Below are 7190 nucleotides of genomic sequence, written 5' to 3' on the forward strand. Positions count from 1 at the left end.
ACCAAAATCCATAGCTTTCTGCCAAATAATTAATTTTTCAAATTTAAAACTCATTTAAATGAAATTAAAATTAATACCTTTTGTCTTTCTTTTATAACCTTCTACCATCTTCCCGCTTCCATCTTCCCGCTTCCATCTTCCATCTTCCATCTTCCATCATCTACTTTTAAATTCTAAAACAGCATTGTACGGTTTCAAAGTAATTAATGGTTTAATTTGAATTGGTTCTTTCTTTTCAATAATTTCAAATTGTTCAACCAAAGCAATAATGGCTAAAATCATTTCATACATGGCAAAATTATTTCCAATACACATTCTGGGGCCGGCTCCAAAAGGGAAATAATTTTTAGAAAATTTGGTGTTTTCATCTAAAAAACGTTCCGGAATAAATTCCGCGGGATTAGTCCAGAAATCCGGATGCCGATGAATTTCATATACTGAAAATAACAAAGTGGATCCTTTTGGTATAATCATTCCGTTAAAAGAATCCTCTTCTATATTCACTCGGTCAATAAAATAAGCCGGCGGATACAATCGCATCGATTCTTCGATAACTATTTTTGTGTACGAAGCATTTTTTATCCAATGCATTATATCATTGGACTCAGTTTTTATTCTTCGAATTTCTTCTAAAATTTTTGCTTGCGATTCCGGATTTCGAGCCAATAACTCGCAAGTAAAAGTTAATGCGTTGGAAGTGGTTTCATGACCCGCGGCAAATAAAATTAAAATTTCATCGACTAGCTGATTTTCTTCCATGCATGTGCCATCTTCATAGGTTGCACTCAAAAGCATGTCTAATAAATCATCATGCTTACTGTTGCTTTGCTTCCGTTCTTCAACCAATCTTTTTAGAATGGTCCTCGAGTTTTGAGTCAAATCTAAATGCTTCTTAGTTTTTCCTGATAAATTAAACCACCAAACAAGAAAAGGTTGCCTTAGTTCCTGCACCAGCATTTTTTGGGTCGCCTCTGTAGTATGTTGCAAAGAAGCTATGTCAGCGTCTGAAATTGCAATATTAAAAATAGACTTTACAACGGTTTGAAAAGCTAAATCATTAAAAACAGGAAAAATATCTACTGGTTTTTCGGTTTTGATGTTTTTCAATTCCTCGAAAATCGTCTGTTGAATAGTATCCAACAACAAGACAAGCTGACTTTTATGAAAAGCGGGTTGAATTAATTTGCGTTGTCGTTGCCAATGTTCTCCTTCAGCTGTTAGCAATCCCTTTCCAACGTATTTGGCTAAATCTTTTGTTTGAATATATGACTTAGCATAATTTTTTTGATTCTTCTGAAGAGCGTGTTGCAACAATCCGGCATCTCTGCAGAAAAGGACTGATTTACCTAATCCTATATTTAAACGAAAAATATCACCTAATTTCTGAAAATTGGATGCGTGAAAAGGCAGTGGATTTTTTAAAATATTATTCGCATGATTGAGAAACCTAAAAAAAGAAACTTCAGGGATTGATTTGGGTAAACTCATATTATTATACTTGCTTATAACTATTCAAACAAACCGCCTTGAATAGTGGTTCTGATTTTACCGAGGTGTTTATACGCCTTCTCTGTAACTTCTCTCCCTCGAGGAGTTCGCATAATAAAACCTTCTTGAATTAGGAAGGGTTCATAAACTTCTTCGATGGTTTCTCCACTTTCGGAGACAGCTGTTGCTAATGTCGATAATCCAACCGGACCACCTTTGAATTTATCAATAATGGTCGTTAAAATCTTATTGTCCATTTCATCCAAACCGTGTGCATCAACATTTAGAGCCTTTAAAGCATAACGAGCAATTTCAATATCAATTTTTCCATTGCCTTTTATTTGGGCAAAATCTCGCACTCTACGCAGTAATGCATTAGCTATACGTGGTGTTCCACGACTTCTTCCGGCGATTTCAATTGCAGCTTCCATTGAAATAGGCACTTTTAAAATACTCGCACTTCGTTGAACGATGGTAGTAAGTAATTCAGTGTTATAATATTGCAATCGGCTTTGGATTCCAAATCGTGCTCGCATTGGTGCTGTTAATAATCCGGAACGGGTAGTTGCACCTACTAGCGTAAAAGGATTTAAATTGATTTGCACGGTTCGGGCGTTCGGCCCTGATTCTATCATAATATCAATTTTAAAGTCCTCCATGGCTGAATATAAATATTCTTCAACTATGGGACTCAAGCGATGAATTTCATCGATAAAAAGCACATCTCTGTCTTCCAAATTTGTTAGCAATCCCGCTAAATCGCCGGGTTTATCTAAAACGGGACCGGAAGTAATTTTAATACCAACTCCTAATTCGTTTGCTAAAATATTAGCTAAAGTAGTTTTTCCTAAACCGGGTGGTCCGTGAAACAAAGTGTGGTCTAAGGCTTCCTCTCTTTGATTGGCAGCTTCAACAAACACTTTTAAATTCTCAAGAACTTGGTCTTGTCCTGCAAAATCTTCAAAGGAAAGCGGCCGCAGCTTTTTTTCCAAATCCACTTCGTCAGGGTTGTAGTTATTTTTCGTTGGATCTAAATAGTCATTCATGTGAACAAAGATAAGAATTGTTTGGAGTGTTTACTTGAAATTAACCGCTGCCATAAAGATAAATAAAAAAGCCCTTTCAAAAAAATGGAAGGACTTTTAATATGAATTAATAATGCAAAAATCTAATGATGTAATTGTTCTTCATCAGGACCCATAGGTACCGTTTGTGGCACGAAATCTTCATCATGACCCGGTTTGCTGTAGTCATAGGGCCATCTGTGAACTTCAGGAATAGCACCAGGCCAATTACCATGCATATGTTCAACAGGAGCGGTCCATTCTAATGTGTTTGATCTCCAAGGGTTCATTTCGGCTTTCTTACCATAGAACATACTATGGAAGAAATTCCAGATAAATACCAATTGGAACGCACCGCCTACTAAAGCAAACATAGTAATGATAACGTTTACATTTTGTAGGTCATCAAACAATGGGAATGCTGTATTGGTGTAATATCTTCTTGGTAAACCCGCCATCCCAATAAAGTGCATTGGAAAGAAAACTCCATACGCACAAACTGCAGTTACCCAAAAATGCACATATCCTAAATTTTTATTTAACATTCTACCAAACAATTTTGGGAACCAATGATAAACACCTGCAAACAATCCGTACAAAGCAGAAATACCCATTACCAAGTGGAAGTGAGCAACTACAAAATAGGTATCGTGAACGTTAATATCTAGTGTGCTATCTCCCAAAATAATACCTGTTAAGCCTCCAGTTATAAAAGTTGAAACCAATCCAATTGAGAAAAGCATTGCAGGGTTTAACTGCAAATTACCTTTCCACAAAGTGGTGATATAGTTAAATGCTTTTACCGCAGAAGGAATTGCAATTAATAAAGTCGTAAAGGTAAATACCGAACCTAAGAATGGATTCATCCCGGATACAAACATGTGGTGACCCCAGACTATAGTAGACAAAAAGGCAATTGCAATAATTGAAGCTATCATGGCACGGTAACCAAAGATAGGTTTACGTGAATTGGTAGCAATAATTTCAGAAGTAATTCCCAAGGCAGGTAGTAGTACAATATAAACCTCAGGGTGACCTAAGAACCAGAATAAGTGTTCAAATAGTACAGGAGAACCACCTTGATAATGTAAAACTTCACCGGCTATATAAATATCAGATAGGAAAAATGAAGTTCCAAAACTTCTGTCAAATATTAATAATAATGCTGCAGATAATAATACCGGGAAAGAAACAATCCCAATAATTGCAGTAACAAAAAATGCCCAAATAGTTAAAGGCAATCTTGTCATTGACATTCCTTTTGTTCTTAAGTTAATAACCGTAACCACATAATTCAGCGACCCCATCAAAGAAGAAGCAATGAAAATAGCCATTGAAACTAACCATAATGTCATACCCGTTCCAGATCCTGGAATTGCCTGTGGCAAAGCACTTAATGGCGGATAAATTGTCCAACCTGCAGATGCTGGTCCAGATTCAACAAACAAGGAACAAACCATGATTACACTTGATAAAAAGAATAACCAATAAGAAATCATGTTCATAAAACCGGAAGCCATATCACGAGCTCCTATTTGCAATGGAATAAGTAAATTACTGAACGTACCACTCAATCCAGCCGTTAGAACGAAAAACACCATAATTGTTCCGTGAATGGTCACAAGAGCTAAATAAATATCATTTCGCATTACGCCATCCGGTGCAAAAGTGTCACCTAAAAGTACATTGAATATCTTAAAAGACTCTTCTGGCCAAGCTAATTGCATTCTGAACAATAACGACATCGCCACACCTATAATACCCATTATCAATCCTGTAATAAGGTATTGTTTGGCAATCATTTTATGGTCAATACTAAAGATGTACTTTGTGATAAAAGTATCTTTATGGTGATGTTCGTGTTCGTGTCCGTGATCTTGTTCGTTTGCGTGATCGTGTGCTGACATATGACTTAATTAATTTATATATTTTGCTATTACTTTACTACTTGTGCAACTACAGTTGAATCTCTAACAACAGCAGCAGAATCAATTGTTGCTTTATCTGCTTCAGAAGGCTGTTCTTGTGCTTTAATATTTTGAACTAAAGTTGTTTGACCTCCAAACCATTTTTTAAAATCCTCAGGACTTTCCACCACAATTTTCATTTGCATATTGTAATGAGATTTTCCACAAATCTTATTACAAAGTAACAAATAATCAAAAGTATATGGATCTAAAGCTTCTTGTCCCTTGGCAACTAATTCTTTGCTTTTCTTAGTTCTAATTTTATTGATTGCATCCACTTTTTCAATCATTGCTTTCGAATTTCTCATATCAACAGTAGTTACTGTTGGAGTAAAAGCAAATTGAGTTACCATTCCAGGAACACAATTCATTTGTGCTCTAAAATGAGGCATATAAGCAGAATGTAATACATCTTGAGAACGAATTTTAAATACTACTTTTGTCCCTTTAGGTAAATGCAATTCAGAAGCCTGAATATCATCTTGAGCATTTGGATCTGCTAAATCAACACCTAACGTATTAATTCCTTCTATGTAACGCACATTTGCTTTACCTAATACGTTATCTTGTCCTGCATATCGAACTTCCCATCCAAATTGTTTGGCATATATTTCTATAACCATTGGATTTTCAGTTTCTTCATCAACAAACATAATATTGGTCCATGCATACAAACCGTAAAGGATTAAACCGGCTAGAGTAATTGCAGGAATCACACTCCAAATCATTTCTAATTTGTTATTATCTGCAAAATATAGTGCTTGATTGCCTTTTTTACCTCTATACTTAAAAGAAAAATAGTGCAGTAATGCCTGAGTAATTGTTTGAACAAAGAATATAAGAATCATTGAAATCCACATCAAACGATCCACTTCAACTCCATGTTCAGATGCTGAATTACTCATTAATGGAAAATGACCATATTCAACAACACAATAAATAGTAATTAAATAAATGAATACTAAAAAAGCAAACATTAAGTAACCATTTACATTATTATCATTGTCATTAGCCACTTGAGAATTATCAGTGTCACCTCCTACTTGAGTTAAATGAAATATTTTGGTCAATTGCCAAATGGCTACCGATACTAAAACTAAAACAACTAGTACTAACAAACTTGTCATCTGTTTAAATCTTTTAAATATTAATAATGAAAATGTTTACTTTCTTCGATAAATGGATTTCTTTTTGGTAATAATGGTGCTTTTGTTAAAGCTGTAAATACTACTAAAATAAATAAACCAAGGAAGAATAATAACGATCCGATTTCTCCTGCTCCAATAAACCATTTGTCACCCACGGTTGCAGGCATAATCATGTTGAAGAAATCGATGTAATGTCCGAATAAAATTACTACACCTCCCATAACAATTATCCAAGTAATTCTCTTAAAATCTGTATTGATTAATATCAGGAATGGGAAAATAAAGTTCAAAGCTAACATTCCGAAGAATGGTAAATTGTATTGCTCAATTCGGGTAACAAAATAAGTAACCTCTTCAGGTATATTTGAATACCAAATCAACATAAACTGTGAAAACCATAAATATGTCCAGAAAATACTAATACCGAACATGAATTTAGCTAAATCATGAATATGACTGGTATTAACATATTCTAAATATCCTTTAGATTTCAGATACAATGTAGTTAAAGCGATTACAGTAATTCCACTTACAAAGAAAGAAGCAAAAACATACCATCCAAACAAAGTAGAAAACCAGTGTGGGTCAACCGACATGATCCAATCCCATGACATAATAGATTCTGTAACAATAAAGAACACTAAGAATGCAGCGGACATTTTGAAGTTTTTCTTGTAAAAAGAATTGTCTGAAGCTTCATCTTGTGCCAAGCAATTTTTTCTTGAAAAATAACGGTATAAATTCCAACCGATTAAGAAAATAGCCGCTCGGATTAACCAGAAATACTCATTCAAATAACCTGATTTATTAGCAATCAACTTGTCATATTTGATATTTTTCGGGTCTAATAATTCAGAATCCATCCAAACAAATAAGTGATTGTAATGAAAAGCAGATAAAACCAACAAAATAAAGAAAATGACTGATCCTACGGGTAAATAAGCTGTTAATCCTTGCATAACTCTAAATAAGACAGGCGACCATCCAGCTTGTGCTACATTTTGAATGGCATAAAAAGCTAAAACCCCCAATGAAATTAACATGAAAAACAAAGCAGCAACATATACAGCTGCCCAAGGCTTATTTTTCAATTGATGTAACACATGTTTTAAATGCTCTTCGTGTTCTGCGTGAGCTTTTGCATCATGAGCATCATGTCCTGCAGTTGCATGAGCATCATGAGCAGCACCATGTCCGGCATGAGCATCTGCAGCAAGAATTTTTTCTACATCTGCCGTTGTTTTTGGTGCAGAAATAAAACTATATCCAATTCCCAAAAACCCAACTAGCATTAGGACAATGGAAAAAACTTTTAATTTACTTGAAAGGGTATACATATCTATACAGTCTAGTTGTCAATAATTATAATTTACTTTTTAACTGAAGTACGTAATCAGTTACTAACCAACGCTCGTATTGAGATAATTGATTAGCATGAGAACCCATTGAGTTTAATCCATAAGTTATCACGTGAAAAACACTTCCTTCAGTAACTGGTCTATCAGCATAACTTGGAACACCAA

6 protein-coding genes are annotated in these 7190 nt (G+C 34.8%); all 6 read right to left on the reverse strand.

Features of this window, described 5'->3' with window-relative positions; genetic code table 11:
• Positions 1-156: 156 nt before the first annotated feature.
• Positions 157-1488, reverse strand: coding sequence for a cytochrome P450 (locus ACIQ2Z_RS12140; RefSeq protein WP_396184432.1), 1332 nt, complete (start codon positions 1486-1488; stop codon positions 157-159).
• 20 nt (positions 1489-1508) lie between these two features.
• On the reverse strand, positions 1509-2534 hold the full coding sequence (gene ruvB, locus ACIQ2Z_RS12145; RefSeq protein WP_396173496.1) for a Holliday junction branch migration DNA helicase RuvB: 1026 nt from the start codon (positions 2532-2534) through the stop codon (positions 1509-1511).
• Between the two features lie 122 nt (positions 2535-2656).
• Positions 2657-4459, reverse strand: a complete 1803-nt coding sequence (locus ACIQ2Z_RS12150) for a cbb3-type cytochrome c oxidase subunit I (protein WP_396184433.1) — start codon at positions 4457-4459, stop codon at positions 2657-2659.
• Between the two features lie 29 nt (positions 4460-4488).
• Entirely contained in the window at positions 4489-5646 is a 1158-nt protein-coding gene (locus ACIQ2Z_RS12155) for a cytochrome c oxidase subunit II (protein ID WP_396184435.1), read from the reverse strand.
• Between the two features lie 20 nt (positions 5647-5666).
• Entirely contained in the window at positions 5667-7004 is a 1338-nt protein-coding gene (locus tag ACIQ2Z_RS12160; RefSeq protein ID WP_396184436.1) for a quinol:cytochrome C oxidoreductase, read from the reverse strand.
• 25 nt (positions 7005-7029) lie between these two features.
• On the reverse strand, positions 7030-7190 hold a 161-nt coding region (locus tag ACIQ2Z_RS12165; protein WP_396184437.1), incomplete at its 5' end, for a c-type cytochrome.

Source organism: Flavobacterium sp., assembly GCF_044361015.1.
GTDB lineage: Bacteria > Bacteroidota > Bacteroidia > Flavobacteriales > Flavobacteriaceae > Flavobacterium.